Here is a 24,609-nt window from a genome sequence, read left to right as displayed (position 1 = left end):
TCCTGAAAAAGACACAGTCTCTCTAAGCCTGTAGCGCACCCGCGACGCACGGGCAACGCGGCTGCGCGTTGCAACCGTGAAGCGTGGCGCGACCACACCGCATTCTTCCTCTCTAGCGGCGACGACGAGGCAATTCAATCGATTTAAATAGAAGGAAATTCTCTCGCCGCTGCAATATTTGAAGTGATTAACGCCAGCCGAAGCCAACGCGGGGCCCCGCTCGGCGGATTCGCCTGTGCTTGGATCACCGAAAGGAGACGCTGGTGGACGATCGGGCCGGGCAGCCGGCGAAGGAGCGCCTTCTGGACCTCGACCCTGCCCTGCGCGAGAAGGCCAAGCGCTGGTTTGCCGAGGCGCGTGAACAGGCGAAACGCGACGACGAGGATATTGCCGCATGGAACCGACGCCGCTGCGACGGCAACGGCGGAGGGTTCGGCTGGCTCGATGCAGGCGGCGATGGTGGCGGGGGCGGAGGCGACTAAGCCTCGCCTACTGACATCGCCCTGCTTAGGAACGAGGCGCCGAAAGCCCTGCCGCGACCAACGCCGCATTCTGCCGCTCGGCGACGCGCTCGACCGAGAATCCCTCGATCTCCGCCTCGAACAGCCGATGGAAGTTCAGTTCGGCGTCGAGATGCAGGAAGACGCCGCCGAGCCCGATCGCGGCGCGGTCCATGAAGACGAACTCGCGCGGCACCGTCACCGGTCCGCGCGCCTTCAGCGCCTGATGCACCTGGAAGGCCTGCTTGCGGCCATATTCGGCCGGGCTGACATCCTCGGCGATGCGCCTGACCCGGTCCTCCAGGAGCGGTCCGTAGATGAAGCGTGCCCAGATGTTCAGGGTATCGACCAGGTCCTTGGTCAGGCCCTTGAAGCCCCAGGTCTCATAGGCATGGACAACACGAGCCTCCTCGCCGTCGCGCAGGCCCTTGTAGAGATCGACCACGCCGCCGACGAAGCTCTCAGGGAAGATGCGGATGCAGCCATAGTCGAGCAGGTTGATGCCCTCCGGCTCGCCATCCTCCGAGAACACCGTGTAGTTGCCGAGATGCGGGTCGCCATGGATGACGCCGTGATGGCTGAACGGGCGCCACCACGCCTTGAACATCGCCGTCGAGATCCGGTCGCGCACGACCTGCCCGTCCTGCTTGTGCGAGAGGATCGGGCTCCCCTCCAGCCAGTGCATCGTCAGAAGCCGCCGGGTCGACAGCGCCGGCTCCAGCGCCGGCACGCGCACCTCCGGCGTATCCGACAGGATCGCCTGATAGAGCGCGGCATGCTTCGCCTCGCGCTTATAGTCGAGTTCCTCGCGGACCCGGGCGCCGATCTCCTTGGCGATCTCGGTGGTGTCGATCACCGCCCCCATGCGCCGGTGCAGCGAGAACAGCACCTCGAGCTGCACGATATCGGCCTCCACCGCCGATTCCATGTCGGGATATTGCAGCTTGCAGGCGAGCACCGCGCCATCCAGCGTCGTCGCGCGATGCACCTGCCCCAGCGAGGCCGCCGCTGCCGGCTTGAGGTCGAATTCGCCGAAGCGCTCGCGCCAGCTGGCGCCGAGCTCCGCCATCATTCGCCGCTTGACGAAGGCCGCGCCCATCGGCGGCGCCTGCGATTGCAGCTTCTGCAATTCGGCGGCGTATTCCGGCGGCACGACGTCGGGAATGGTGGCGACGAGCTGCGCCACCTTCATGATCGGCCCCTTCAGTCCGCCCAGCGCCTTGGCCAGCGCCTCTGCATTGGTGGCATCGCGCCCCTCGACGCCGAAAAGCCGGGCACCCGCGATCCGGGCCGCCACCCCGCCGACATTGGCGCCGACGCGGGCATAGCGCGCCGCGCGGGCGGAGAATCGGTTGGCTTCGGCGTCGCGTTCGGACATGCGGATCGTGCTTTCGCTGTTCCTGCCCACCTCATGTAGGCGCCGGCAGGCCGTGCGCCAATGCGACAAGCCGCGCTAGGCGTTCTGCCCCGCCAGCAGGCAGATGCGGCGCGCCACCTCATAGGAGGTCTCGAAGGCCGACAGCGGCAGGAACTCGAAGCGCGAGTGGAAATTATGCGCGCCGGTGAAGAAATTCGGCGTCGGCAGCCCGCGCGCCGAGAGCGCAGCGCCATCCGTGCCACCGCGCATCGGAATGAGTTTCGGCGCGATCTGCAATTCGGTCAGCGCCGCCATCAGCAGGTCAACCGAGCGCCGGTCCTCGCCCAGGCTGTCTGCGATATTGCCGTAGACATCCGTCACCTCCGAGGTGACGCGCCCGGTTGGATAGCGCTTGGCGATCTCCGCCGCGACCTCGCCGATCCGGCGCTTGCGCGCCGCGAAGGACGCCTTGTCGAAATCGCGGATATTGGCCCGCAGCACCGCCTCAGCCGGCGTGGCAACGAGTTCGAGGAACCACGTATAGCCCTCGCGGCCCTCGGTATGCTCCGGCGTCTGCGCCCGGTCGAAGGCTGCCATGAAGTCCTGCGCCATCATCAGCGGGTTCACCAGCACACCCTTGGCCGACATCGGATGGGCGGTGACGCCGGTGAAGACGATCTCGGCCATGGCGGCGTTGAAATTCTCCCAGACGACCTCGCCGACCTCGCAACTGTCGATCGTATAGGCGAAATCGCAGTCGAACCGGGCAAGGTCGAGTGCCTTGGCGCCACGCAGGCCGATCTCCTCGTCCGGCACGAAGGCGACGAGGATGTCGCCATGCTGGTCCTCGGGACGCAGTTCCGCCAGCAGCGTCATGACGATCGCGACCGCAGCCTTGTTGTCGGCGCCGAGCACGCTGGTGCCGTCGCTGAAGACGATCTCGCTGCCCTTGTAGGGGGCGATCTCCGGGTGCTCGGCGACGCGCAGCCAGATGTCCTTCTCCGCATTGAGGCAGAGATCCTCACCAGCGAAGCGCAGCACCTGCGCCTTGACCACCGGCGACAGGCCGACATCGACCGTATCGACATGGGCGATGAAGCCGATGCGCGGCGCGCCGGGCCTGGTGCCGCGCTTCAGCGCCGTCACCGTGGCGCGGTCGTCGATGACGACATTCTCCAGCCCGAGCGCACGCAATTCGTCCGCGAGCAGTTCCGCCAGAACCTGCTGCCCCGGCGTGCTCGGCAGGCTCGTCGCCTTCATGTCGCTCTGGCTCTCGACCGCGACATAGCGCAGGAACCGTTCGAGCAATTGGTCGCGCACGCTCACAGCGCCTCTCCCTTGGCCTGTCGCGCCAGCCAGTCCCGCACCTCGGCCGCACTGACAGGCTTTCCACCCGCCGCCTCGACCAGGCGGACGGTGTCCGCGATCAATTCACGATTGGTCTTCTCGCAGCCGAAGGGCGCATCCTCCAGCCCGCCGCGGACATGGACGCCCCGCGCCACCGCCGGGCCGATCAGGTCGCGGAGATCGACGCCGAGCCCGGCGATCATCACCGGCGCCTCAGGCGCATCCTCGGCGAGCAGCCTGAGATGGGCCTCCAGCGCCCATTCGCGCGGCGGGAAGCCCCAGGCGAAGGCCTCCGAGAACATCAGCCGGTAGATCGGCATCGGCATGCCCGGATAGGCCTTGGCCAAAGCCGCGCCGAGGCGCGTGAAGCCGGGCTCGTAGATCGCATAGCTCGGATGGACCTTGTGGCGCTCGGCCACCTCCATCCCCTCGCGGATATGCTCTCCGGGATTCTGGTAGATGAAGCCGGCCTCGCCCTGCGGAATGCCCGCGAAGGTCGTCCAATTGCAGGAGCCGGGATCGAGCACGCCCCATTCGGCAAGGCCGCGCTTGGCCAGCTCTTCGAGATGGGTGTAGCGGCCCGACCCGATCATGTCGCCGGCATAGCCCGAGCCCAGGATCGGGATAGTCGGATAGACGATGGCATCGACCCTGGCCCGGATGCCCTCGATCGCCTGCGCATAGAGCTCCCAGTCGTCGCGCTGCCGGCCGGTCGCCATGTCGTAGACATGCAGATGCACGATCGCGGCGCCCGCCTCGACCGCAGCGATGCCATCCGCGACGATATCGGGAATGCTGATCGGAATGCCGGGCTGGCGCTCCTTGCCCCATGGGCCGTTGATCGCGGCCTCCACCCAGATCGGCTTGGTCACGGCGTTTCCTCTCGTTCCGCAATTTTACGCAGACCGTAAGCTGCTCCGCTCGGGCTTGTCAGCCCACAGGCCGGCTGGGCAGGATCGGCGCAAACGCATGCGAAGACCGGAGCCGATCATGCTCGAACGCCGCGCGACCTATCGCGGAACCGTGGACGCCTTCACCTGGCGCATCCCGGAACGCTTCAATATCGGCACGGCCTGCTCGGACGCCCATGCCGACGGCAGCGGCAAGCCGGCGCTGATCTTCGAGGAGGACGGAGGCAAGGTCGCAACGCTCTCCTTCGATGAACTGTCGCGCGCCTCGAATCGCTTCGCCAACCTCCTCGCCCATCACGGCATCGGCCCGGGCGAGCGCGTCGGCATCCTGCTGCCGCAATCGCCGCAGACCGCGATCGCCCATCTCGGCGCCTACAAGCTCGGCGCCATCGCGCTGCCTCTCTTCATCCTGTTCGGCCCCGAGGCTCTGGAGCACCGCCTCGGCCATAGCGGCGCCAGCGTTCTGGTCACCGATGCCGAGAATATCGGCAAGGTCGAGGCGATCCGCGACGCCCTGCCGAACCTGCGCAAGATCTTCGTCGTCGGCGGCTCCGGCCATCTCGATTTCGAGGCGGAAATGGCGAAGGCCTCCGACCGCTTCACTGCCGTCGACACGCGCGCTGACGACCCGGCCGTGATCATCTACACCTCCGGCACGACGGGTAAGCCCAAGGGCGCGCTGCATGCTCACCGCGTCCTGCTCGGGCATCTGCCCGGCGTGCAGTTGCCGCAGGAGTTCTTCCCGCAGGTGAACGACCTGTTCTGGACCCCGGCCGACTGGGCCTGGATCGGCGGCCTGCTCGACGTGCTCCTGCCCAGCCTCTATTGCGGCGTGCCGGTGCTGGCCTCCCGCGCCCGCAAGTTCGATCCCGAGGCCGCCTTCGCATTGATGGCGCGGCACAAGGTCCGCAACGCCTTCCTGCCGCCGACGGCGCTCAAGCTGATGCGGCAGGTGCGCGATCCCAGGCGCTTCGGTTACGCCATGCGCTCGATCGGCACCGGCGGCGAGACGCTCGGCGCCGACATGCTCGACTGGAGCCGCGAAACCTTCGGCTTCCCGGTCAACGAGTTCTACGGCCAGACCGAGGCGAACCTGCTCGTCTCGAACTGCGCGAGCCTCTATCCCGTGAAGCCCGGTTCGATGGGCCGCGCCGTACCGGGCCACCGCGTCGCGGTGATCTCGCCTGAAGGCCAGGAACTGCCTGATGGCGAGCAGGGGCTGATCGCAGTGGCCCGGCCCGATCCCGTGATGATGCTGGAATACTGGAACCAGCCCGAGGCCACCGCGGCAAAGTTCATCGGCGACTGGCTCGTCACCGGCGACAGCGGCGCGCGCGACGAGGAGGGCTATTTCTGGTTCCAGGGCCGCGACGACGACATCATCTCGTCAGGCTCCTACCGCATCGGGCCGGGCGATATCGAGGACTGCATCATCCGCCATCCGTCCGTGCTGATGGTCGCGGTCGTCGGCGTGCCCGATCCCGTCCGCACCGAGATCGTCAAGGCCTTCGTGCTGCCGAAGCCGGACGTCACCCCGACGGCGGAGCTGGCGACAGAAATCCAGGCCTTCGTGCGCGACCGTCTGGCAGCCTACCAGTACCCGCGCGAGGTCGAGTTCGTGACGGAGCTGCCGCTGACCGCGACGGGCAAGATCATGCGCAAGGACCTGCGCAACAGGGAGATCGCGAAGCAGCGAGGCGGCTAACGCCTCGCAACGTCAGACCGCCTCCAGCACCAGCTCGAAGGTCATCAGCACGGGATTGTCGCCGCGTTTCAACCGCCCGCCGGCCAGCGCACCGCTATAGTCGACCAGCGCGACATCGATCGCCGCTTCGAATCCGTCGGCGCCGCGCACGACCCGCCCTCCCGTGATCGCAACCTCCGTCGCGAAGTTCTCGACAACGCCGCCATCAACGAAACGCGCCCCGATGGTCGAGCCGACACCGCCATGGATCACCGCCTCGCGGATGCCGCGCTCAGCGCAGAACGCTTCCAGGGCGCCGCAGAAATCGACATTCGGCTTCACGCGCAGCGCGAAGAAGCGCCCTTGCCCGGCGCCACCGGGCGCAGCCACCACCGGCCCGAACAGCTTGAAATGCGTCTCGCTATCCGGCTCGGCTGCAAAGACCGCGCCATCAAGTCCGATCGCCTCCACCGTGATCGTCTCGGCGATTGCCGTCTCGTCCGGCAGGATATGTCCGCCTGTGCGCTTGCCATCGCCCTCGACCCACAAGGCATGGGCATGGAAGAACGGTGCTCCATCACGCTGGCCGAAGGTCATCGCGCCGACCTCGATGCGCGCCTCGCCCTTCGGCCGGAACGTCTCGCTGTAGAAGGCGGCATGCTCTGGCGTCTTCGACAGCGCCGGCATCACATAGGCGAAGGGCGCGAGTTTAAGCCCGTCGAGTTTCACCACGCCCGAAGCAAATCCCTCGGCCGCGAAACCGCTCCTCACGGCCTCCAGCAAAGGCACCCCAGCCGGCAGCCTCAGCGAAAACGCCCGCCCGCCGCATTCTACCGACTGGATGCGCTCCGGAGTGCCGATGCCGGGCTGCTGGATGCGCCTCACGACGCCTTCCCCTTCAGGAAATCGAGCTCGCCGCGCTTCTCCAGCTCGTCCTTGACGAGGCGCTTGGGCACCTTGCCGTAACCCGATTTCGGCAGGGCCTCCCAGAACAGGAAGCGCTTCGGCATCTTGTAGCGAGCGATCTTCGGCCCGAGGAAATCGGCGATCTCGGCTTCCGTCGCGTTCTGTCCGGGCCGGTTGACGCAGACCGCTATGCCGATCTCGCCCCAGACCGGATCGGGCACGCCGAGCACGGCGACCTCCGCGATCGCCGGATGGGTCAGGATCTTCTCCTCGATCTCGCGCGGATAAATGTTCGAGCCGCCGGAGATGTACATGTCCGAGGCCCGGCCGGTGATGTAGACGAAACCCTGTTCGTCCATATGGCCAAGGTCGCCGGTGCGGAACCAGCCGTTGCGGAACGACTTCGCATTGGCTTCCGGGTTGTCGTAATAGCCGGCGAAGACAGCCGGCCCGATCACGCAAATCTCGCCCTGAACGCCGGGCTCGACCTCTTTCCCCTCATCATCCTGGATCTGCACCTGCATGCCCGTGCGCTCGAAGCCGCAGGTTCCGATGCGCGCGTTCGGCCCATCCTCGGCCTCGTGCAGGGCCGGCGGCAGCACGGTGATGTTTCCGGTGACCTCGCCCAGCCCGAAATACTGCACGATCACCTTGCCGAGCTTTTTCAGCGCCGCCTTCTGGTCCTCGCGATACATCGGCGCGCCCGCATAGATGACGTAGCGCAGGCTGGAATGATCATGGCTGTCGACGGCCGGATGCTCGACCAGCATCTTCAGGATCGTCGGCACTGTGAAGATGTTGCTGACGCGATGCTTCGCGATCAGCCGATAGGCCTCGTCGATATCGAAGCGCTCGGTCGGCAGCAGGATCGAGGTCGCGCCGCGCGCCGAGATCATGAGCTGGTGCACGCCCGCGCCATGCGAAAGCGGCGCCACGACCAACGAGGCGTCCTTTTCGGTCGAGCCCGGCACGAGGTCGCAGAGATGGTTGGTGATGACGAAGCCCATCTGGCCATGGGTCAGCACCGCGGCCTTGGAGCGCCCGGTCGTGCCGGAGGTGAAGAAGAACCAGCAGGGATCGTCATGCTCGACCGCGGCGTTCTCGACCTTTTCGCCGCGATGGCGTTGGATCACCGCACCGACCTCGTCCTCGCCGAACGCCCCCGCCCCGATGCGCCAGATGAATTCCGGCGCCGAGCTTGCGGCAGCGACGGCGGCCGCATGCTCCGGGAAATCGCCATGGCAGAGGAAGCCCTTGGCGCCGGAGGCCGTGGCGAGATAGGCGACTTCATCGGGCAGCAGGCGGAAATTGGTGGGCACCCAGACGGCGCCGAGCCGGAAGGTCGCGAACATCGAGACGAACATCGCGTCGCAGTTCTTGGAATGGACGAGCAGGCGGTCGCCCTTGCCGATGCCGCGCGCCTTCAAGCCTGCGGCCAGCGCCGAAACCTGCGCATCGATCTCGGCCCAGTCGAGCGTCTTCTCGCCCCAAATGAAGGCGGGATGCGCGGGCAGGCGCCGCGCGTTCTGCGTCGCGATATGGGCGAGGTTCATCACGCGCCGTGTCATCGGCACGACGCCCCCGGTCGGGGCTGGCTTTGCAGAGCTCATTTTGCGGCTCTCCCTGTCTCGATGGGTCGCGGGGCGGCAGGCACGATCGGCCGCGCAGCCCCTTTGGATAAGAACATCTGCTTGAGCAGCGCTTCCAGCCGCTCGGCCTCGCGCGCCAATGGCACCGCAACCTCCGCCTGCCGAGCAGCGGTCATCCGGCTGTCGATCGCCGCGATGGAAAGCGCCCCCGCGACCCGCCCGTCCGGATAGCGGAAAGCCCGCCCGATGCCCCATGAGCTGGCGACCAGCCGGCCGGGATTGAGCGAAAAGCCGCGCTCGCGCGTCGCCGCGATATCGACCCGCAAAGCCTCCGGCGCAAAGCCCGGATAACGCGCCAGCAACGCGGCCTCGTTCGCGGCGATCACCCGGTCCACATCGTCATCGGGCAGCGCCGCCAGCATCGCGAGCGAGCCCGCACCGACGCCGAGCGGATGCTGGTCGCCGGTTTGAAGCGCATGGGTGCGGACGGGGTAGGTCCCCTCCTCGCGATGCAGGCAGATCGCGTAGTTCTCGCGCCGGACGGTCAGGAAGCTCGTATCCTGCGTCTCGGCCGAAAGCCGACGCAGGCCATCCATCGCGATCTCCAGCAGGCCGTGGCGACGCGCCGCCAGCACGCCGAGCACGAAGGCTTCTTCGCCCAAACAATAGCGCCGCGTCAGCGGCTCCTGCTCGACGAGCCCGGCCCGCATCAATGCCATGAGCAGGCGCCGCGTCGTCGGCTTGTTGAGGCCGCTGCCGGAGACGATCTCGCCAAGCGGCAGGCCTTCGGCCGGCTCCCGCCCGATCAGCGAGAGCAGCCCCAGAGCGCGATCGACGCTCTGCGAGCCGGACAACCCGGTTTCCGGCACGGAATTCTGCGGCAAGCGCTCCTCCAAATGGTCCATGATATGGACCTTATTCTTATCTCCCAACCGTAGATGGGCGCTTTGCGGATTGCAATGCCGCCCCCCCTCGTGTAATCTGCGCCCTGTCCCGCTGCCCAGCTATTCACAGTGTGGACCGCAATCGACGCCGACGACACCACAAGATCGGCGCGAAGGGAGGAACGGAACGATGGCCCTCGAGGCATCCTTCATGACGGGCGCGCTGCGCCCGGCGACCGGCATCTGAGGCCGCCGCATGGTCGATGTCGTCGATACGCTGCATATCCCCGAGAACCTGAGCGAGAACGAAGGCGCGCGCCCCGGCTCCGCCATCATGCGCCCGGTCGAGATCGTCGCAGCCGCTCTGGTCGCCCTCATCATCGGCGTACTGCTGCTCGGCGTGGTCTCGCGCTACGTTTTCTCGCTGCCTTTCGTCTGGGTCGATGAAGTCGCCTCGATTTGCTTCATCTGGCTCGCCATGCTCGGCGCCGCCATCGCCGTCGACCGCAACGAGCATCTGCGCCTGACGCTCTTCGTCGGCATGATGCCGCCGCGCCTGCGCGAATTCGTCGAGACGCTGGCGCTGCTGGCGGTTGCCGCCTTCCTGGCGGCGATGGTCTATCCGGCCATCGATTACGCGGTGGAAGAGAGCTACGTCACCTCGGCCGCGCTCAACATTCCCGTCAGCTGGCGGGTCTCGGCCATCGCCGTCGGCATCGTGCTGATGCTGCTCCTGACGATCCGCTATGCCTTCAAGACCGGGCGCCTGGCGGACATCGCGGCGTCCGTGCTGATCATCGGTGGATTCGGCCTTGCCTTCTGGCTGCTGGGGCCGACGCTGAAGACCCTCGGCTACTACAACATCCTGATCTTCCTGGTCTGCGTCGTCGCCGCCTGCCTTGTCGCGGGCGTCCCGATCGCCTTCTGCTTCGGACTGGGCACGCTCGCCTTCCTCGCCTTCTCGACCAATGTCCCGATGATCGTGATGATCGGGCGGATGGACGAGGGCATGTCGAGCCTCATCCTGCTCTCGGTGCCGATCTTCGTGCTGCTCGGCTGCATCCTCGACGCCACCGGCATGGGCAAGGCGATCGTCGACTTCCTGGCCTCCCTGCTCGGCCATGTCCGCGCCGGCATGTCCTATGTCCTGTTGGGCTCGCTCTATCTCGTCTCAGGGATCTCGGGCTCCAAGGTCTCGGACATGGCGACGGTCGCCCCCGCGCTGTTCCCGGAGATGAAGCGGCGCGGCTACAAGCCCAAGGACCTGATCGCGCTGCTCTCCACCGGCGCCGCGATGGCCGACACGGTGCCACCGTCGATCGTCCTGATCGTGCTCGGCTCCGTCGCCGGCGTCTCGATCGCGGGCCTGTTCAACGCGGGCTTCGTCATCGCCGGTGTCCTGCTGATCGCGCTCGCCGGCCTCGCCCGCTGGAAGGCGGCGGCGGAGGACATGAAGGGCGTGCGCCGCGCCCCGCTCGCGGTGATCGGCAAGGTCGCGCTCGTCGCGGCGCCGGCCCTCGTCCTGCCTTTCATCATCCGTGCCGCGGTCGGCGGCGGCGTCGCGACCGCGACCGAGGTCTCGACCATCGCGGTGCTCTATGCGCTGGTCATCGGCATCGTGCTCTATGGCGGCATCAGCCCGCGCAAGTTCTACCAGATGCTGGTCGAGACGGCCGCGCTTTCGGGCGCGATCCTCGTCATTCTCGGCACGGCGCTCGCCATGGCCTGGGCGCTGACCCAGACCGGCTTCGCCCGCGATCTCGCCACCTTCATGGCGAACCTGCCCGGCGGCTGGCTCACCTTCATGGCGGTCACCATCGTCGTCTTCATGATCCTCGGCTGCGTGCTGGAGGGCCTGCCGGCGATCGTGCTGATGGCGCCGCTGATGTTCCCGATCGCCAAGAATCTCGGTATCAACGACGTGCACTATTCGATGGTCGTGGTCACCGCGATGAATATCGGCCTGATGGCGCCGCCGATCGGCATCGGCTTCTACATCGCCTGCAAGATCGGCAACGTCTCGCCCGACGAGGCGATGGGCGCGATCTGGCCCTATCTCATCGCCCTGATCTTCGGCCTCATCGTCATCGCCCTCGTGCCCGGTCTCTCGACCTGGGTGCTGTGAAGCTCACAACAAGAAACCAGACAATCCCCGAGGAGAAACGCTCATGACCATTTCGCGCCGCACTCTGCTCCAGGCCTCGGCCGCCGCCTCCGCCATCGGCACCTTCCATATCGGCCGCGCCAATGCGCAGGCCGCCGAGTTCACCTATAAATACGCCAACAACCTGCCCGTCGCGCACCCGCTGAACGCCCGCGCCAACGAGGCCGTGGCGAAGATCAAGCAGGAGACCAACGGCCGGGTCGACATCCAGATCTTCCCGAACAACCAGCTCGGCTCCGACACCGACATGCTGAGCCAGGTCCGCTCGGGCGGCGTCGAGTTCTTCACGCTCTCGCCGCTGATCCTGTCGACGCTCGTCGCCAACGCCTCGCTCTCTGGCATCGGCTTCGCCTTCCCGAACTACGACGCCGTCTGGAAGGCGATGGACGGAGAGCTCGGGACTTACGTCCGCGGCCAGATCGGCAAGGCCAATCTCGTCGTCATGGACAAGATCTGGGACAACGGCTTCCGCCAGATCACCTCGTCCAAGGGCCCGATCAACACGCCCGACGACCTCAAGGGCTTCAAGATCCGCGTGCCGGTCTCGCCGCTCTGGACCTCGATGTTCACGGCCTTCCAGTCGGCCCCGGCCTCGATCAACTTCGCCGAGGTCTACACCGCGCTGCAGACCAAGGTCGTCGACGGCCAGGAGAACCCGCTCGCGATCATCGCGACCGCCAAGCTCTTCGAGGTGCAGAAGTATCTCTCGCTGACCAACCACATGTGGGACGGCTTCTGGTTCCTGGCCAACCGCCGCGCCTGGGAGCGCCTGCCCGAGGATCTGCGCGCCATCGTCGCCAAGAACATCAACGCCGCCGCGCTGCTCGAGCGCGAGGACGTCGCCAAGCTCAATGCCGGCCTGCAGGGCGAGCTCGTCTCGAAGGGCATGGTCGTCAACGAGACCAAGGCCGACGCCTTCCGCGACGCGCTGCGCAAGGCCGGCTTCTACGCCGAGTGGAAGAAGAAGTACGGCGACGAGGCCTGGGCGATCCTGGAGAAGGCCGTCGGCAGCTCGCTGAGCTGATTGGCTGGCGCCGCCATACTCCTCGGCGTCATCGGCACAACGAAAAGGGCGCGGGAACCCCTCTCCTGTAAGGAGAGGGGTAGGGGTGAGGTGTAGGCCGTTCGACCAGTCGAGCACGGCCTCACGGCGGTAGCGGCAAGGTCACAGCTCAAGCATCCAGCGACCTACCCCTCACCCTGCCCTCTCCCTCCGGGAGAGGGTTCCCCGCGCCTTTCGCACTCCTGATACATCAAAAGAGACCCACCATGGCCGACAGGCTGAAGGGCAAGATCGCCATAGTCTTCGGCGCCGGCTCCTCCGGCCCCGGCTGGGGCAACGGCAAGGCCGCCGCTGTCGCCTATGCCCGCGAGGGCGCCGGCGTCGCCTGCATCGACCTCAACCGCGATGCCGCCGAAGAGACTGCCGCGATCATCACCAGTGAAGGCGGCAAGGCCCTGGCGCTCGCCGCCAATGTCACCGATCTCGCCTCGGTCGAGGCCTGCGTTGCGGAAACCGCCCAGCATTTCGGCCGCATCGACATCCTCCACAACAATGTCGGCGTCACCCATATGGGCGGACCGGTCGAATTGTCGGAGGAGCAGTTCAACGCCTCGCTCCAGCTCAATCTCGGCTCGGTCTATCGCTGCGCCAAGGCGGTGATTCCGGAAATGCTGAAAGGCGGCGGTGGCGCCATCGTCAACATCTCCTCGCTCGCCGCCATCCGCTGGACCGGCTACCCGTACTTTGCCTATTACGCGACCAAGGCGGCGGTGAACCAGGCGACGGTCGCGCTCGCAATGCAATATGCGAAGCAAGGCATCCGCGCGAACTGCATCATGCCCGGCCTCATCGACACGCCGCTGATCTACAAGCAGATTTCCTCGCAATACGCCTCCGTCGAGGACATGGTCGCCGCCCGCGACGCGCAGGTGCCGATGGGCAAGATGGGCACCGCCTGGGACATCGCCAACGCCGCGATCTTCCTCGCCTCCGACGAGGCGAAGTTCATCACGGGCGTCTGCCTGCCGGTCGATGGCGGCCAGAGCTGCACCGCCGGCCTGCCGGGATAAGCCATCGCCGAGCGTTCATTCCTCCTTTGGAATGCTTGCTCCATTTCCGCTTCGCTGCCAGAACTGTCGCAACAGGGACGGCAACGAGAATCCTTAGATGAGCGAAACCGCCGTTGCGGAGCTGCCGCGCGACTTCGACGAGTTGCGTGCATCGATCCTTGCCCAGCGCGAGAGCCTGCCCAAGCGTATCGCCCAGATCGCGGCCTATGCTCTCGACAATCCCGACGAGATCGCCTTCGGCACGGCCGCCAGCATCGCGATCTCGGCCGGTGTCCAGCCCTCCACCCTGATCCGCTTCGCCCAGCATCTCGGTTTCGACGGCTTCACCAGCCTGCAAAGCGTCTTTCGCGAACGATTGCGCGAGCGCAATTCCAGCTATGAGGAGCGCCTCAACACGCTGCGGGGCGGCGATGACGCAGCCGCCGGCAATCACCGCATCCTCGACGGCTTCCTCACCGCCTCGCGCAAGTCGCTCGACGTGATGAGCCGCACCCTCGACGAGGCGACGCTCGACCGCGCGATCGACGTGCTCGCCCGCGCCGAGACGATCTATATCCTCGCCCGGCGCCGTTCCTATCCGGTCGCGAGCTATCTCGCCTATGCCCTCGGCAAGCTCGAAGTCCGCAACCAGCTCGTCGAGTCGGCCGCCGGCCTCGATCCGGAGATCATCGCCTTCGCCACGCCGAAGGATGCCGTCCTCGTCATCAGCTTCTCGCCCTATGCGCCGGCGACGATCGAGGACGCGCGCGGCCTCGCCGAGCGCGGCGTGCCGCTCGTCGCCATCACCGACAGCGCCTTCTCCCCGCTCGCCAGCATCGCCAAGCTCTGGTTCGAAGTCGCCGAGGCGGATTTCGGCGGATTCCGCACGCTGGCCTCGACCATGGCGCTCTCGATGGCGCTGGCGGTCGGCGTCGGCGAAGCGCGCCGGGCCGGGCGCGGCAAGGGCAGGCGTGGCGGAGCCGCCTAAAGCTTTAGGGAACGTACATTCCGCATTGACGAGAAGCTGGAATTATTATTTCATTCCGGCGACAGGAGCCGTTCGGCTCCGATGACCAGCGCAGCCGGGAGAGACACATGACGGGACCGCTCGGCGGATCGGCGCAGGCGCTCGACGTCATCACCATCGGCCGCGCCTCGGTCGATCTCTACGGCCAGCAGATCGGCTCGCGGCTGGAGGATGTCACCTCCTTCGCCAAGTCGGTCGGCGGCTGCCCGGCCAACATCGCGATCGGCACCGCCCGGCTCGGCCTGCGCTCGGCCCTGCTCACCCGCGTCGGCAACGAGCAGTTCGGCCGCTTCCTGCGCGAGCAGCTCGCCCGCGAGGGCGTGAATCTCGACGGCCTCAAGACCGATCCCGAGCGCCTGACCGCGCTCGCCATCCTCTCGGTCGAGAGCGACAAGTCCTTCCCGCTGCTGTTCTACCGCGAGAACTGCGCCGACATGGCGCTTGAGGAAGGCGATATCGACCCGGCCTTCATCGCGAAGGCCCGCGCCGTCGTCGTCACCGGCACGCATTTCGCCCGCCCCGGCCCCGAGGCCGCACAGCGCAAGGCGATGAAGCTGATGCGCGGCAACGGCGGCAAGGTCGTGCTCGATATCGACTACCGTCCCAATCTCTGGGGTCTCGCCGGGCATGATGCCGGCGACAACCGCTATATTGCCTCACAGGCCGTCTCCGAGCGGATGAAGACCGTCCTGCCCGGCTGCGATCTCATCATCGGCACCGAGGAAGAGGTTCTGATCGCCTCCGGCGAGAGCGAATTGCTGCCGGCGCTGAAGACGATCCGCTCGCTCACGCCCGCGACCATCGTGCTCAAGCGAGGCCCGATGGGCTGTATCGTCTATGAAGGCGCGATTCCCGACGACCTCGAAAAGGGCATCGTCGGCAAGGGCTTCCCGATCGAGGTCTATAACGTGCTCGGCGCCGGCGACGCCTTCATGTCCGGCTTCCTGCGTGGCTGGCTCGGCGGCGAGAGCCTCCAGACCGCCGCGACCTGGGCCAATGCCTGCGGCGCCTTCGCCGTCTCGCGCCTGCTCTGCTCGCCGGAAAGCCCGACCTTCGAGGAACTGCAGTATTTCCTGAAGAACGGCAGCCCGCATCGCGCGCTGCGCAAGGACGCCGACATCAACCACATCCACTGGGCGACGACGCGTCGCCGCGACATCCCCTCGCTCATGGCGCTCGCCTGCGATCATCGCTCGCAGCTCGAAGACCTCGCCGCAAACCTCGGCGCCGAACCGGCCCGCATTCGCGACTTCAAGGTGCTGGCGGTGAAGGCCGCCGCCCGCGTCGCCGATGGCCGCCCGGGCTACGGCATGCTGCTCGACGAGAAGCATGGCCGCGAGGCGATGTTCGAATTCGCCCGCCATCCCTTCACCTGGCTCGGCCGCCCGGTCGAGTTGCCGGGCTCGCGTCCTCTGCGTTTCGAGACCAGCCAGGATATCGGCTCGTTGCTGCCGGAATGGCCGGTCGATCACTGCATCAAGGCGCTCTGCTTCTACCACCCGGACGATTCCGAGGAGCTGAAGCGCGAGCAGCAGGAGAAGTTGCGCGGCCTGTTCGAGGCGGCCCGCAAGGTCGGCCGCGAATTGCTGATTGAGATCATCGCCAGCAAGAACGGCCCGCTCGGCGCCGACACGATTTCGCGGGCGCTGGAGGAAATCTACGCGCTCGGCATCAAGCCCGACTGGTGGAAGCTGGAGCCGCAATCCTCCCCCGCCGCCTGGGCCGCAATCGAGAAGACCATCGCGAAGCACGATCCGTGGTGCCGCGGCGTGCTGCTGCTCGGGCTCGATGCGCCGGCCGAGGAGCTGGAGGCCGGCTTTGCCGCCACAGCCGCCGCGCCGATCGTCAAGGGTTTCGCCGTCGGCCGCACCATCTTCATGAGCGCGGCCGAAGGCTGGCTCTCGGGCAAGCTCGACGACGAAGCGGCGATCGCAGACATGGCCAGGCGTTTCGAAGCGCTGACCGGCCTCTGGCTTGCCACGCGCGGCCGCAAGGCGGCCTAGCGCATCGGCCCGAAAAGTAGGAACCGATTTTCGGACCAAGCCGATGCTAAGAAGACTCCCGATCGGAGACAGATCATGAGCACCGTCCGCCTCACCATGGCGCAGGCGCTGACGCGCTATCTTAGCCGCCAGATGACCGAGATCGACGGGCAGCGCCTGCCGATCTTCGGTGGCGTCTGGGCGATCTTCGGCCATGGCAATGTCGCCGGCCTCGGCGAGGCGCTCTGGCACGAGCGCGAGAGCCTGCCGACCTTCCGCGCCCATAACGAGCAGGCCATGGCCCATGCGGCCATCGCCTATGCCAAGGCCAACATGCGCCGCCGCTTCATGGCCGCGACCACCTCGATCGGCCCCGGCGCGACCAATCTCGTCACCGCTGCCGCGCTCGCCCATGTCAACCGCCTGCCGGTGCTGCTGCTGCCGGGCGACGTCTTCGCCAACCGCATCCCCGACCCCGTCCTCCAGCAGGTCGAGGATTTCGGCGATGGCACCGTCTCGGCCAATGACTGCTTCAAGCCCGTCTCGCGCTATTTCGACCGCATCACCCGGCCGGAGCAGATCATCCCCGCGCTGACCCGTGCCATGCAGGTGCTGACCGATCCGGCCGAATGCGGGCCCGTCACGCTCGCGCTCTGCCAGGACGTGCAGGCCGAGGCCTACGATTATCCCGAGAGCTTCTTCGCCGAGCGCCTCTGGACGCCGCGCCGTCCCCGTGCCGACCGTGACGAACTCAAGGCTGCTGCCGAGGCGCTGAAGGCGGCGAAGAAGCCGCTGATCGTCGCCGGTGGTGGCGTGCTCTATTCCGGCGCCAGCGACGAACTCGCCCGCTTCTCGGCCACGACCGGCATTCCGGTCTGCGAGACCCAAGGCGGCAAATCCGCCCTGCCCGATGACGACGCGCTCAACATGGCCGCGGTCGGCGTCACCGGCACGGAAGCCGCCAACCGGCTCGCCGCCGAGGCCGATCTCGTGCTCGCCGTCGGCACCCGCCTGCAGGATTTCACCACCGGCTCCTGGGCACTGTTCGGCGCGGCCGAGAAGACGATCATCGGCCTCAACGTCCAGTCCTTCGACGCCGGCAAGCATCGTGCGCTGCCGGTTGTCGCCGACGCCCGCGAGGGTCTGGCCGAGCTGGCCGAGGCTGTCAGCGGCTGGAAGGCGCCTGAGAGCTGGACGGCCAACGCCAAGACCGGCAAGGCCAATTGGCAGAAGGAAGCCGGCAAGGTGACTGCCGCCAGCAATGCCGCCCTCCCCTCGGACGCGCAGGTCATCGGCGCGGTCCAGCGTACGCTGGGCTCCGACGTCGTCCTGCTCCATGCGGCGGGCGGCCTGCCCGGCGAATTGCACAAGCTCTGGCAGGCCGGCGCGCCCGGCTCCTACCATGCCGAATACGGCTTCTCCTGCATGGGCTACGAGATCGCCGGCGGGCTTGGCGCCAAGATGGCCCGGCCCGACAAGGAGGTCGTCGTCATGGTCGGCGACGGCTCCTACCTGATGCTCAATTCCGAGATCGCGACCTCGGTGATGCTGGGGCTCAAGCTCACCATCGTCCTGCTCGACAATCGCGGCTATGGCTGCATCAACCGCCTGCAGATGGCCACCGGCAGCCAGAGCTTCAACAACCTGCTCAGGGACAGCAGGCACGAGACGCTGCCGGAGATCGACTTCGTCCAGCACGCCGCCAGCATGGGCGCGCTCGCTATCAAGGCAGCCTCGATTGCAGAGCTGGAGACGGCGCTGGCGCAGGCCAAGGCCAACACCCGCACGACCGTCGTCGTGATCGACACCGACCCGCTGATCTCGACCGGTGCCGGCGGCGCCTGGTGGGATGTCGCGGTGCCGGAAGTGAGCCAGCGTGAGCAGGTTCGCACGGCGCGAGCGAATTACGACGAACGACGCAAGCGTCAGACCATCGGCAACTGAAGCCGTTCCCATAGGCAAGAAAGACCCGACACATGATCCGCATCGGCGCGAACCCCATCGGCTGGTCGAATGACGACATGCTGGAAATCGGCGGCGACATCCCGCTCGAAACCTGCCTGAACGAGGCCCGCGAGGCCGGCTTCACCGGCATGGAGCTCGGCAACAAGTTTCCGCGCGAGGCCGGCAAGCTGAAGCCGATCCTCGACGCGCATGGCCACGCGCTGGTTTCCGGCTGGTATTCGACCGAGCTGCTCGTCCGCGACGTCGCCGCCGAGATGGTCGCCGTGAAGGCCCATGCGACGCTGCTGCGCGACATGGGCTGCTCGGTCCTGATCGCGGCCGAGACCTCGAACGCGATCCATTCCGACATCGCCAAGCCGCTCTCGGCCCGGCCTGTCCTGCCGAAGAACCGCTGGGACGATTTCGGCACGCGCTACTCCAATTTCGCCGAGGCGGTGAAGGCCGAATACGGCCTTCAGCTCGTCTATCACCATCACATGGGCACGGTGGTGCAGACCGAGGCCGAGATCGACCGGTTCATGGGAGTCACCAGCCCGGCCGTCGGCCTGCTGCTCGATACCGGACACGCCACCTGGGGCGGCGGCGATCCCGCCCGCATCGCCCGGCACTGGAAGGCCCGCATCCACCATGTCCACTGCAAGGACATCCGCGAGGCCGTGATGTGGCGCTCCAACCGCGAGGACTGGTCCTTCCTCGAATCCGTGCTCGCCGGTGTCTACACCGTGCCGGGTGACGGCCTGATCGACTATGTCCGCGTGCTGCGCGAGCTGCAGGGCTATTCCGGCTGGATCGTCGTCGAGGCCGAGCAGGACCCGAAGAAGGCGGAGCCGGCAACCTATGCCAAGCTCGGCCACGCCAATCTCAGCCGCTTCATCAAGGAAGCCGGATTGGCTTGATCGCCATACGGATAGGAAACAGCCGATGTCCCATCTCAAGGTCAAGCCGCAGGGCAAGAGCGGTCGCGTCACCCATGTCACGCCGGAAAGCGCCGGCTGGACCTATGTCGGCTTCGACCTGCACCGTCTGAAGGCGGGCGAGACCGTCTCGGCGCAGACCGGCAGCCGCGAGACCTGCCTCGTCTTCGTCACCGGCAAGGGCAAGGTCACGGCCGGCGGCGAGGCTCTCGGCGAACTCGGCCAGCGCATGAATCCCTTCGAGGGCAAGCCCTGGTCGGTCTATCTCCCTGAGGGCTCCGACTGGTCGGTCACCGCCACCACCGATCTGGAGCTCGCCGTCTGCACGGCGCCCGGGCTCAAGGGCGGCCTGCCCATCCGTGTCATCAGCCCGAACGATCTCGGCCAGGAGGTCCGCGGCAAGGGCTCCAACACCCGCCACGTCACCAACATCCTGCCCGAGAACGAGCCGGCGGATTCATTGCTCGTGGTCGAGGTCATCACGCCGGCCGGCAATACCTCGAGCTATCCGCCGCACAAGCACGACCAGGACGACCTGCCGCGCGAATCCCATCTGGAAGAGACCTATTACCACCGTCTCAACCCGCCGCAGGGCTTCGGCTTCCAGCGCGTCTATACCGATGACCGCAGCCTGGACGAGGCGATGGCGATCGAGGACGGCGACGTCGTGCTGGTGCCGAAGGGCTATCACCCCTGCGCCACCTGCCACGGTTACGATCTCTATTATCTCAATGTCATGGCCGGCCCGAAGCGGACCTGGAAATTCCACAACGCCGCCGAGCACGAGTGGCTGCTGAAGGGCTGAGCCCTCGCTGTCGAGGCGCGGCCCGGCCGCGCCTCAGGGCTTGCACTTGTAGACGGTGCCGTTCGTCTCCGGCCCCTTCCATTTGATGTCGGCGACCTTGGTCAGGACATGGGTCCCGCCCTGCTCCGCCGCGGCGATCTTCAGGCGCGTGATCACCGAATCGCGCGTCTTGTCGAGCGGCATGATCGAGTGGGAGCTGTCATGCCCGTCGATCTCGCCGAGCTTCGTGCAATTCTCCACAACGCTTTGCGCATCGGTGACGACGACGATGCTGCTGCGCGAGGTGTGATAGGCGCAGGCGCCAAGCAGCAGGGCCGGCAAGAGGATGAAAAGGCGGGGCATCGTCAGGTCCGGACTGTGCTGATCGGGTCTGCACCCATGTTCAGCCGCTTCGATGCAAAAGCAAGCCCAGCCATCGAGAAACCGCGCCAAAGCCGCTGCTGCCTCAGCAAGCTTCACCGGATTGTCGCGATTGCAACGGAATTGTCGCGATTTGACGCTGCGAACTTTAACGCAAAGACCGCGTCATTCTTGACCTGCCGTCGCAGCTGCTCTTAAGTCGGATCAGGCCAATGGGAGGCTGAAAAGGATAAAATATGCGTAGCATTCTGATTGTTGGCGCGATGGCCGCGCTCCTCGCCGGTTGCCAGACCGCGCAGGAGTCGATGGCCGACGCCGAAGTGACCTGTGAGTCCCAGGGCTTCCGCCCCGGCACGCGCGCCTATCAGCAGTGCCGCTCGGCGAACTATGTCGAGAACCGTCGCGCCTCGAACGAGGCCGGTTCGGCCGTCGCTGCCGGCGTGGCCGCTGGTGTCATCGGCGGCGCCCTGATCGCTGCCGACAACCGCGCCTACTACCGTGGCGGCTACTACGGCCGTCGTGGCTACTGGTGGTGAGATAACGGGGCGCCTTCCTGAGGAAGATGCCCTTGGAACAGAGAAGCCCTCCGGTGCTTGGCACCGGAGGGCTTTTTCATGGGATGAGCGGCCGAAGCCGCGTCAGCGCCGGGCAGCGCGCTTGCGGGCCGGCGCGGCCGGGCGCTCGCTGGCCGAAGCCGAGGTCAGCAGCGAGCCGATGACATAGGCCGCCAGCCCCAGCCCGACCACGACAGCCATGGGTTCGCGCTCCGCCCGCTTCGCCAGTATCCGTCCGCCCCGGTCGGCATAAGCGCGCGCCACCGCAGCATAGTCACCGGCACGGTCGGCATAATCATCCGCGACGACGCGTTGCGAGCGCAGCCAGCTGCCGCCCGACTTCAGGGCGCGGTTGCCGGCATCGGCCGCCTCCGAGCCATAGTCCTGAAGCCAGCCGCGCCAGCGTCCGTAATCCGGCTGATAGCGCTCCCAGCCTGATGAAGGCTGACTGCGCAGCGCCGCCCAGGCCACGAGTCCGATACCGGCAAGGCCAAGCCCGATCGCGGCGAGCGGATGGCGCTCGACGCCCCGCACGACCGCCTGCCCGCCATCACGGACAGCCTCGAGCGGCTCAGCCTCGTCCCAGGCCTCCCTGGCGCGCTCATAGCCGCCCTTGACGGTCTCGCTGGCCTTGCCGGCGAATTCCGCCGCCTTGCCACGCAGGCTGCTCACGCTGGCGCCCACAGCCTCGCGCGCCTCGTCATCGGCCTTCGGGACGTCGGGCGGGAAGCTGTTGCTGCTGATCGCCATGGCGGTCTCTCCGTTTCTGAAAGGGGTCATGGCAGAGAACGAGGCCAGCGCGAGAGGGTTCCAAGCCCGCGGCAAAACAGCTGGGTCACGATTCGTCACCTGTTCGGCCATGACCGCGTCATGATTGGATGCAATTGACCGCGGAACAGGGGCATTCAACGAGAAGGAGAAGCGCATGCATGTTCAGCACCTCCAGATCGCTCACCCGTTCGTTCTCTCCGATCCCGAATGGATCGCTCTGGAGAGCATCGAGGAGGAAACCCGCCACTTCATCTTCGACGAGACGATGCTGCATTCCCTGCAGGATCGCGGCCTCGTCGAGTCGGATGGCAGTATCTGGCGGGTCACCCAGTCCGGCCAGAAGCGCCTGAGCAACCGCGACTGAGGCGAATGAAAGCCGGCTGTTCCGGCAAGGCGATCGAGAACCAGGCCCGCCCGTTCGGCGGGCTTTTTCATGCGGCGCTGGCAAAGCGCCCACCCCATGGCCATATACCGGCTTCCTTCCCTTACCGATGAGCTGACATGGGCAAGCCCGTTTCGATCACCATCTCGCATGATCTCGGCCGGGACGCGGCGCTGGCACGCCTGCGCGGCGGCGTCGACAAGATCCGCGACCGGCTCGGCATGGTCCGGATGCAGCTCATCGAGGAACGCTGGGAGGGTGACGCGCTGCATTTCGGTGTCGGCGCGCTCGGCCACACCGTCCATGGCCGCGTCGAGGTCGAGGACAGCTTGATCCGCGTCGAGGTGAGGCTGCCCTGGATGCTCGCGGTCTTCGCCGAGAAGCTCAAGATCGGCGTCGAGAAGCAGGGCCAGATCCTGCTGGAGAAGCCGAAGGCCTGACCGTACCGGCAGCCACTCCCGGCGGCCGGAATTTTCGGCAGCGAAAGCCTGAAAAGTCGTACGTCTTTCGGTTGAAATCGCCGCCTCGAGACCCCATGCTCGGAATGTTCAAACAATCTTGATTTCTTGACCTTTCGGATTCGGGAGACCCATGCATCACGGCCCGCTGATCGCCATCATCGTCGCGGGCCTTGGCCTTGCTTTCGTCTTCGGGGCTCTCGCCCAAAAGCTTCGCATCTCTCCCCTCGTCGGCTACCTCATCGCTGGCGTTGCCGTAGGCCCGTTCACGCCGGGCTTCGTCGCCGACCAGAACCTCGCCAACGAGCTGGCCGAGATCGGCGTCATCCTGCTGATGTTCGGCGTCGGCCTGCATTTCTCCCTGAAAGACCTGCTCTCGGTGAAGGCGATCGCCGTGCCGGGCGCCGTCGTCCAGATCGGCATCGCGACGCTGCTCGGCCTCGGCCTCGGCACGCTGCTGGGCTGGAACTGGTTCTCGGGCGCGGTCTTCGGCCTTGCCCTGTCGACCGCCTCGACCGTCGTCCTGTTGCGCTCGCTGCAGGAGCGCCGCCTCGTCCAGACCGAGCGCGGGCGCATCGCGGTCGGCTGGCTCATCGTCGAGGACATCGCGATGGTGCTGGCGCTGGTGCTGCTGCCGGTGCTGGCCGAGATCATCAACGGCACGCCCTCCGGCGGGAGTGCTCCGCTCGCCACCCGCTTCGATCTCGGCGTCTGGGGCGTGCTCGGCCTGACTTTCGCCAAGCTGATCGGCTTCCTCGCCTTCATGCTGCTGATCGGCCGGCGCGTCATCCCCTGGGTGCTGCACTGGGTCGCCCATACCGGCTCGCGCGAGCTGTTCAGGCTGGCGGTGCTCGCGGTCGCGCTCGGCGTCGCCTATTCGGCGGCGACGTTGTTCGGTGTCTCCTTCGCGCTCGGCGCCTTCTTCGCCGGCATGATCCTCTCGGAATCGCCGCTCTCGCAGCGCGCGGCCGAGGAAACCCTGCCACTGCGCGATGCCTTCGCGGTGCTGTTCTTCGTCTCGGTCGGCATGCTGTTCGACCCCGGCATCATCCTGCGCGCGCCCGGCCCGCTGCTCGCGACGCTCGCCATCATCCTGATCGGCAAATCCATGGCCGCCTGGATGATCGTGCGGGCCTTCGGCCGCTCGCAATCCGTCGCCCTGACCATCTCGGCCTCGCTCGCCCAGATCGGCGAGTTCTCCTTCATCCTTGCCGGGCTCGGCACGGCACTCGGCATCCTGCCGGCGCAGGGACGCGACCTGATCCTCGCCGGCGCGATCCTGTCGATCCTGCTGAACCCGGTCGTCTTCGCCCTGGCCGAGCGTCTGGCACCAGAAGCCCCAGCCACGAAGCCGAAACCGGCTACCGCTCCAGAAGCCAGCGAGCCCGAGGCAAAAGCCCCGGAGCCTGAAGCCGAAGCCCCGCCGGAGCGCGACATCACACCGACCAGCCTCGCCGACCATATCGTCATCGTCGGCTATGGCCGCGTCGGCAGCCTGCTCGGCGCCGGCCTGCTCTCGCAGGGCGTCAAGCTCCTGGTCATCGAGGACAATCCCGACGCGGTCGAGACGGCGAAACGCGATGGCGCCGAATTGCTGGTCGGCAATGCCGCCGACCCCGAGGTCCTCTCGGCCGCCGCCGTCGGCCGGGCCGTGCGCCTCTTCGTCGCCATTCCCGGCAGCTTCGAGGCCGGGCAGGTCTGCGAGCAGGCCCGCGCCGAGAATCCGGCCCTGCCGATCGTCGCCCGCGCGCATTCCGATGCCGAGGTCGCGCATCTCACCAAATGCGGGGCGACGCTGACGATCATGGGCGAGGCCGAGATCGCCCGCGCCATGCTCTCGCTCTGCCAGAACCTCAGTGACACCGCCAAGCCCGAGACGGCGCCAGACACAACCAAGCCTGACACGATTGCCGAATTGCCGGCTCCCAAGCCGCCTGCGGCCAAGCCGGCGGAAGACCCGCCGGCCGATCCTCCGGCAGCTGCATGAAAAAGGGCGG

Annotated in this window: 22 protein-coding genes; 14 read left to right on the top strand and 8 right to left on the bottom strand. The window is 66.7% G+C overall.

Translation table 11 applies throughout. The features are described 5' to 3' along the window. The first annotated feature begins 263 nt into the window (after positions 1 to 263). Complete coding sequence (locus NUV79_RS00500; RefSeq protein WP_257731129.1) at positions 264 to 482, top strand: hypothetical protein; 219 nt, start codon at positions 264 to 266, stop codon at positions 480 to 482. A 25-nt stretch (positions 483 to 507) separates the two neighbouring features. Here the strand turns inward: NUV79_RS00500 and NUV79_RS00495 are convergent, their stop codons facing one another. The 3 genes from NUV79_RS00495 to NUV79_RS00485 all read right to left on the bottom strand — a co-directional run bounded on the left by NUV79_RS00495 (position 508) and on the right by NUV79_RS00485 (position 4,076). Continuing rightward, positions 508 to 1,878 (bottom strand): ABC1 kinase family protein, encoded by a 1,371-nt coding sequence (locus tag NUV79_RS00495; RefSeq protein ID WP_257731128.1) that lies wholly within the window; start codon positions 1,876 to 1,878, stop codon positions 508 to 510. A gap of 75 nt (positions 1,879 to 1,953) precedes the next feature. Beyond that, positions 1,954 to 3,183 carry a peptidase T gene (gene pepT, locus NUV79_RS00490; RefSeq protein ID WP_257731127.1) on the bottom strand — a complete coding sequence of 410 codons (1,230 nt, stop codon included), beginning with the start codon at positions 3,181 to 3,183 and terminating at the stop codon, positions 1,954 to 1,956. Next, complete coding sequence (locus tag NUV79_RS00485) at positions 3,180 to 4,076, bottom strand: beta-keto acid cleavage family enzyme (RefSeq protein WP_257731126.1); 897 nt, start codon at positions 4,074 to 4,076, stop codon at positions 3,180 to 3,182. Before NUV79_RS00485 ends, pepT begins: the two co-directional genes overlap by 4 nt. 118 nt (positions 4,077 to 4,194) lie before the next feature. Here NUV79_RS00485 and NUV79_RS00480 point away from each other — a divergent pair, with 118 nt between their 5' ends. Next, positions 4,195 to 5,820 carry an acyl-CoA synthetase gene (locus NUV79_RS00480; RefSeq protein WP_257731125.1) on the top strand — a complete coding sequence of 542 codons (1,626 nt, stop codon included), beginning with the start codon at positions 4,195 to 4,197 and terminating at the stop codon, positions 5,818 to 5,820. 12 nt (positions 5,821 to 5,832) lie between these two features. Here the strand turns inward: NUV79_RS00480 and NUV79_RS00475 are convergent, their stop codons facing one another. From NUV79_RS00475 to NUV79_RS00465, 3 genes are read right to left on the bottom strand one after another with little or no spacing between them, the layout of a single operon-like run. Continuing rightward, on the bottom strand, positions 5,833 to 6,684 hold the full coding sequence (locus tag NUV79_RS00475) for a DNA-binding protein (RefSeq protein ID WP_257731123.1): 852 nt from the start codon (positions 6,682 to 6,684) through the stop codon (positions 5,833 to 5,835). Further along, positions 6,681 to 8,315, bottom strand: coding sequence for an acyl-CoA synthetase (locus tag NUV79_RS00470; RefSeq protein ID WP_257731122.1), 1,635 nt, complete (start codon positions 8,313 to 8,315; stop codon positions 6,681 to 6,683). The genes NUV79_RS00475 and NUV79_RS00470 overlap by 4 nt, the downstream gene beginning before the upstream one ends. Then, positions 8,312 to 9,178, bottom strand: a complete 867-nt coding sequence (locus NUV79_RS00465) for an IclR family transcriptional regulator (protein WP_374678580.1) — start codon at positions 9,176 to 9,178, stop codon at positions 8,312 to 8,314. The genes NUV79_RS00470 and NUV79_RS00465 overlap by 4 nt, the downstream gene beginning before the upstream one ends. A gap of 256 nt (positions 9,179 to 9,434) precedes the next feature. Here NUV79_RS00465 and NUV79_RS00460 point away from each other — a divergent pair, with 256 nt between their 5' ends. From NUV79_RS00460 to iolB, 8 genes are all read left to right on the top strand, one after another. Then, positions 9,435 to 11,303, top strand: coding sequence for a TRAP transporter large permease (locus NUV79_RS00460; RefSeq protein WP_257731120.1), 1,869 nt, complete (start codon positions 9,435 to 9,437; stop codon positions 11,301 to 11,303). A gap of 43 nt (positions 11,304 to 11,346) precedes the next feature. Beyond that, positions 11,347 to 12,366, top strand: a complete 1,020-nt coding sequence (locus NUV79_RS00455) for a TRAP transporter substrate-binding protein (protein WP_257731119.1) — start codon at positions 11,347 to 11,349, stop codon at positions 12,364 to 12,366. Positions 12,367 to 12,611: 245 nt separating this feature from the next. Continuing rightward, complete coding sequence (locus NUV79_RS00450) at positions 12,612 to 13,415, top strand: SDR family NAD(P)-dependent oxidoreductase (protein WP_257731118.1); 804 nt, start codon at positions 12,612 to 12,614, stop codon at positions 13,413 to 13,415. Positions 13,416 to 13,512: 97 nt separating this feature from the next. Then, entirely contained in the window at positions 13,513 to 14,382 is an 870-nt protein-coding gene (locus NUV79_RS00445) for a MurR/RpiR family transcriptional regulator (protein ID WP_257731117.1), read from the top strand. A gap of 107 nt (positions 14,383 to 14,489) precedes the next feature. Continuing rightward, the gene (locus NUV79_RS00440; RefSeq protein ID WP_257731116.1) at positions 14,490 to 16,424 is read left to right on the top strand and encodes a bifunctional 5-dehydro-2-deoxygluconokinase/5-dehydro-2-deoxyphosphogluconate aldolase; all 1,935 of its coding nucleotides are present in this window, start codon (positions 14,490 to 14,492) and stop codon (positions 16,422 to 16,424) included. A gap of 72 nt (positions 16,425 to 16,496) precedes the next feature. Continuing rightward, the gene (iolD, locus tag NUV79_RS00435; protein ID WP_257731522.1) at positions 16,497 to 18,347 is read left to right on the top strand and encodes a 3D-(3,5/4)-trihydroxycyclohexane-1,2-dione acylhydrolase (decyclizing); all 1,851 of its coding nucleotides are present in this window, start codon (positions 16,497 to 16,499) and stop codon (positions 18,345 to 18,347) included. A 32-nt stretch (positions 18,348 to 18,379) separates the two neighbouring features. After that, positions 18,380 to 19,264, top strand: coding sequence for a myo-inosose-2 dehydratase (iolE, locus tag NUV79_RS00430; protein WP_257731115.1), 885 nt, complete (start codon positions 18,380 to 18,382; stop codon positions 19,262 to 19,264). Positions 19,265 to 19,289: 25 nt separating this feature from the next. After that, positions 19,290 to 20,087: a 5-deoxy-glucuronate isomerase gene (gene iolB, locus NUV79_RS00425; RefSeq protein ID WP_257731114.1), complete on the top strand. Its 798-nt coding sequence runs from the start codon at positions 19,290 to 19,292 to the stop codon at positions 20,085 to 20,087. Between the two features lie 33 nt (positions 20,088 to 20,120). Here the strand turns inward: iolB and NUV79_RS00420 are convergent, their stop codons facing one another. Next, on the bottom strand, positions 20,121 to 20,429 hold the full coding sequence (locus tag NUV79_RS00420) for a hypothetical protein (protein WP_257731113.1): 309 nt from the start codon (positions 20,427 to 20,429) through the stop codon (positions 20,121 to 20,123). 254 nt (positions 20,430 to 20,683) lie between these two features. Here NUV79_RS00420 and NUV79_RS00415 point away from each other — a divergent pair, with 254 nt between their 5' ends. Then, entirely contained in the window at positions 20,684 to 20,983 is a 300-nt protein-coding gene (locus NUV79_RS00415) for a hypothetical protein (protein ID WP_257731112.1), read from the top strand. 102 nt (positions 20,984 to 21,085) lie between these two features. Here the strand turns inward: NUV79_RS00415 and NUV79_RS00410 are convergent, their stop codons facing one another. Further along, positions 21,086 to 21,751 (bottom strand): hypothetical protein, encoded by a 666-nt coding sequence (locus tag NUV79_RS00410; RefSeq protein WP_257731111.1) that lies wholly within the window; start codon positions 21,749 to 21,751, stop codon positions 21,086 to 21,088. 175 nt (positions 21,752 to 21,926) lie between these two features. Between NUV79_RS00410 and NUV79_RS00405 the strand changes: the two genes are divergently transcribed. The 3 genes from NUV79_RS00405 to ybaL all read left to right on the top strand — a co-directional run bounded on the left by NUV79_RS00405 (position 21,927) and on the right by ybaL (position 24,599). Beyond that, the gene (locus tag NUV79_RS00405; protein WP_257731110.1) at positions 21,927 to 22,136 is read left to right on the top strand and encodes a hypothetical protein; all 210 of its coding nucleotides are present in this window, start codon (positions 21,927 to 21,929) and stop codon (positions 22,134 to 22,136) included. Between the two features lie 137 nt (positions 22,137 to 22,273). Further along, entirely contained in the window at positions 22,274 to 22,594 is a 321-nt protein-coding gene (locus NUV79_RS00400; protein ID WP_257731109.1) for a polyhydroxyalkanoic acid system family protein, read from the top strand. 151 nt (positions 22,595 to 22,745) lie between these two features. Next, a complete protein-coding gene (gene ybaL, locus NUV79_RS00395) occupies positions 22,746 to 24,599 on the top strand; it encodes a YbaL family putative K(+) efflux transporter (RefSeq protein WP_257731108.1) in 1,854 nt (617 codons plus the stop codon). Positions 24,600 to 24,609 lie beyond the last annotated feature (10 nt).

The sequence above is a fragment of the Allobosea sp. 47.2.35 genome (assembly GCF_024655635.1).
Classification (GTDB): domain Bacteria; phylum Pseudomonadota; class Alphaproteobacteria; order Rhizobiales; family Beijerinckiaceae; genus Allobosea.
This window is presented reverse-complemented; position numbering and strand designations above follow the sequence as displayed.

What these genes read in the sequence shown, in the direction of transcription:
- NUV79_RS00470 (WP_257731122.1), bottom strand. Translation starts at nt 8,315, where the DNA reads ATGAGCTCTGCAAAGCCAGCCCCGACCGGGGGCGTCGTGCCGATGACA.
- NUV79_RS00480 (WP_257731125.1), top strand. Translation starts at nt 4,195, where the DNA reads ATGCTCGAACGCCGCGCGACCTATCGCGGAACCGTGGACGCCTTCACC.
- NUV79_RS00445 (WP_257731117.1), top strand. Translation starts at nt 13,513, where the DNA reads ATGAGCGAAACCGCCGTTGCGGAGCTGCCGCGCGACTTCGACGAGTTG.
- NUV79_RS00400 (WP_257731109.1), top strand. Translation starts at nt 22,274, where the DNA reads ATGGGCAAGCCCGTTTCGATCACCATCTCGCATGATCTCGGCCGGGAC.
- NUV79_RS00410 (WP_257731111.1), bottom strand. Translation starts at nt 21,751, where the DNA reads ATGGCGATCAGCAGCAACAGCTTCCCGCCCGACGTCCCGAAGGCCGAT.
- NUV79_RS00460 (WP_257731120.1), top strand. Translation starts at nt 9,435, where the DNA reads ATGGTCGATGTCGTCGATACGCTGCATATCCCCGAGAACCTGAGCGAG.
- NUV79_RS00450 (WP_257731118.1), top strand. Translation starts at nt 12,612, where the DNA reads ATGGCCGACAGGCTGAAGGGCAAGATCGCCATAGTCTTCGGCGCCGGC.
- NUV79_RS00420 (WP_257731113.1), bottom strand. Translation starts at nt 20,429, where the DNA reads ATGCCCCGCCTTTTCATCCTCTTGCCGGCCCTGCTGCTTGGCGCCTGC.
- iolB (WP_257731114.1), top strand. Translation starts at nt 19,290, where the DNA reads ATGTCCCATCTCAAGGTCAAGCCGCAGGGCAAGAGCGGTCGCGTCACC.
- ybaL (WP_257731108.1), top strand. Translation starts at nt 22,746, where the DNA reads ATGCATCACGGCCCGCTGATCGCCATCATCGTCGCGGGCCTTGGCCTT.
- NUV79_RS00405 (WP_257731110.1), top strand. Translation starts at nt 21,927, where the DNA reads ATGCATGTTCAGCACCTCCAGATCGCTCACCCGTTCGTTCTCTCCGAT.
- NUV79_RS00415 (WP_257731112.1), top strand. Translation starts at nt 20,684, where the DNA reads ATGCGTAGCATTCTGATTGTTGGCGCGATGGCCGCGCTCCTCGCCGGT.
- NUV79_RS00440 (WP_257731116.1), top strand. Translation starts at nt 14,490, where the DNA reads ATGACGGGACCGCTCGGCGGATCGGCGCAGGCGCTCGACGTCATCACC.
- iolE (WP_257731115.1), top strand. Translation starts at nt 18,380, where the DNA reads ATGATCCGCATCGGCGCGAACCCCATCGGCTGGTCGAATGACGACATG.
- NUV79_RS00455 (WP_257731119.1), top strand. Translation starts at nt 11,347, where the DNA reads ATGACCATTTCGCGCCGCACTCTGCTCCAGGCCTCGGCCGCCGCCTCC.
- NUV79_RS00495 (WP_257731128.1), bottom strand. Translation starts at nt 1,878, where the DNA reads ATGTCCGAACGCGACGCCGAAGCCAACCGATTCTCCGCCCGCGCGGCG.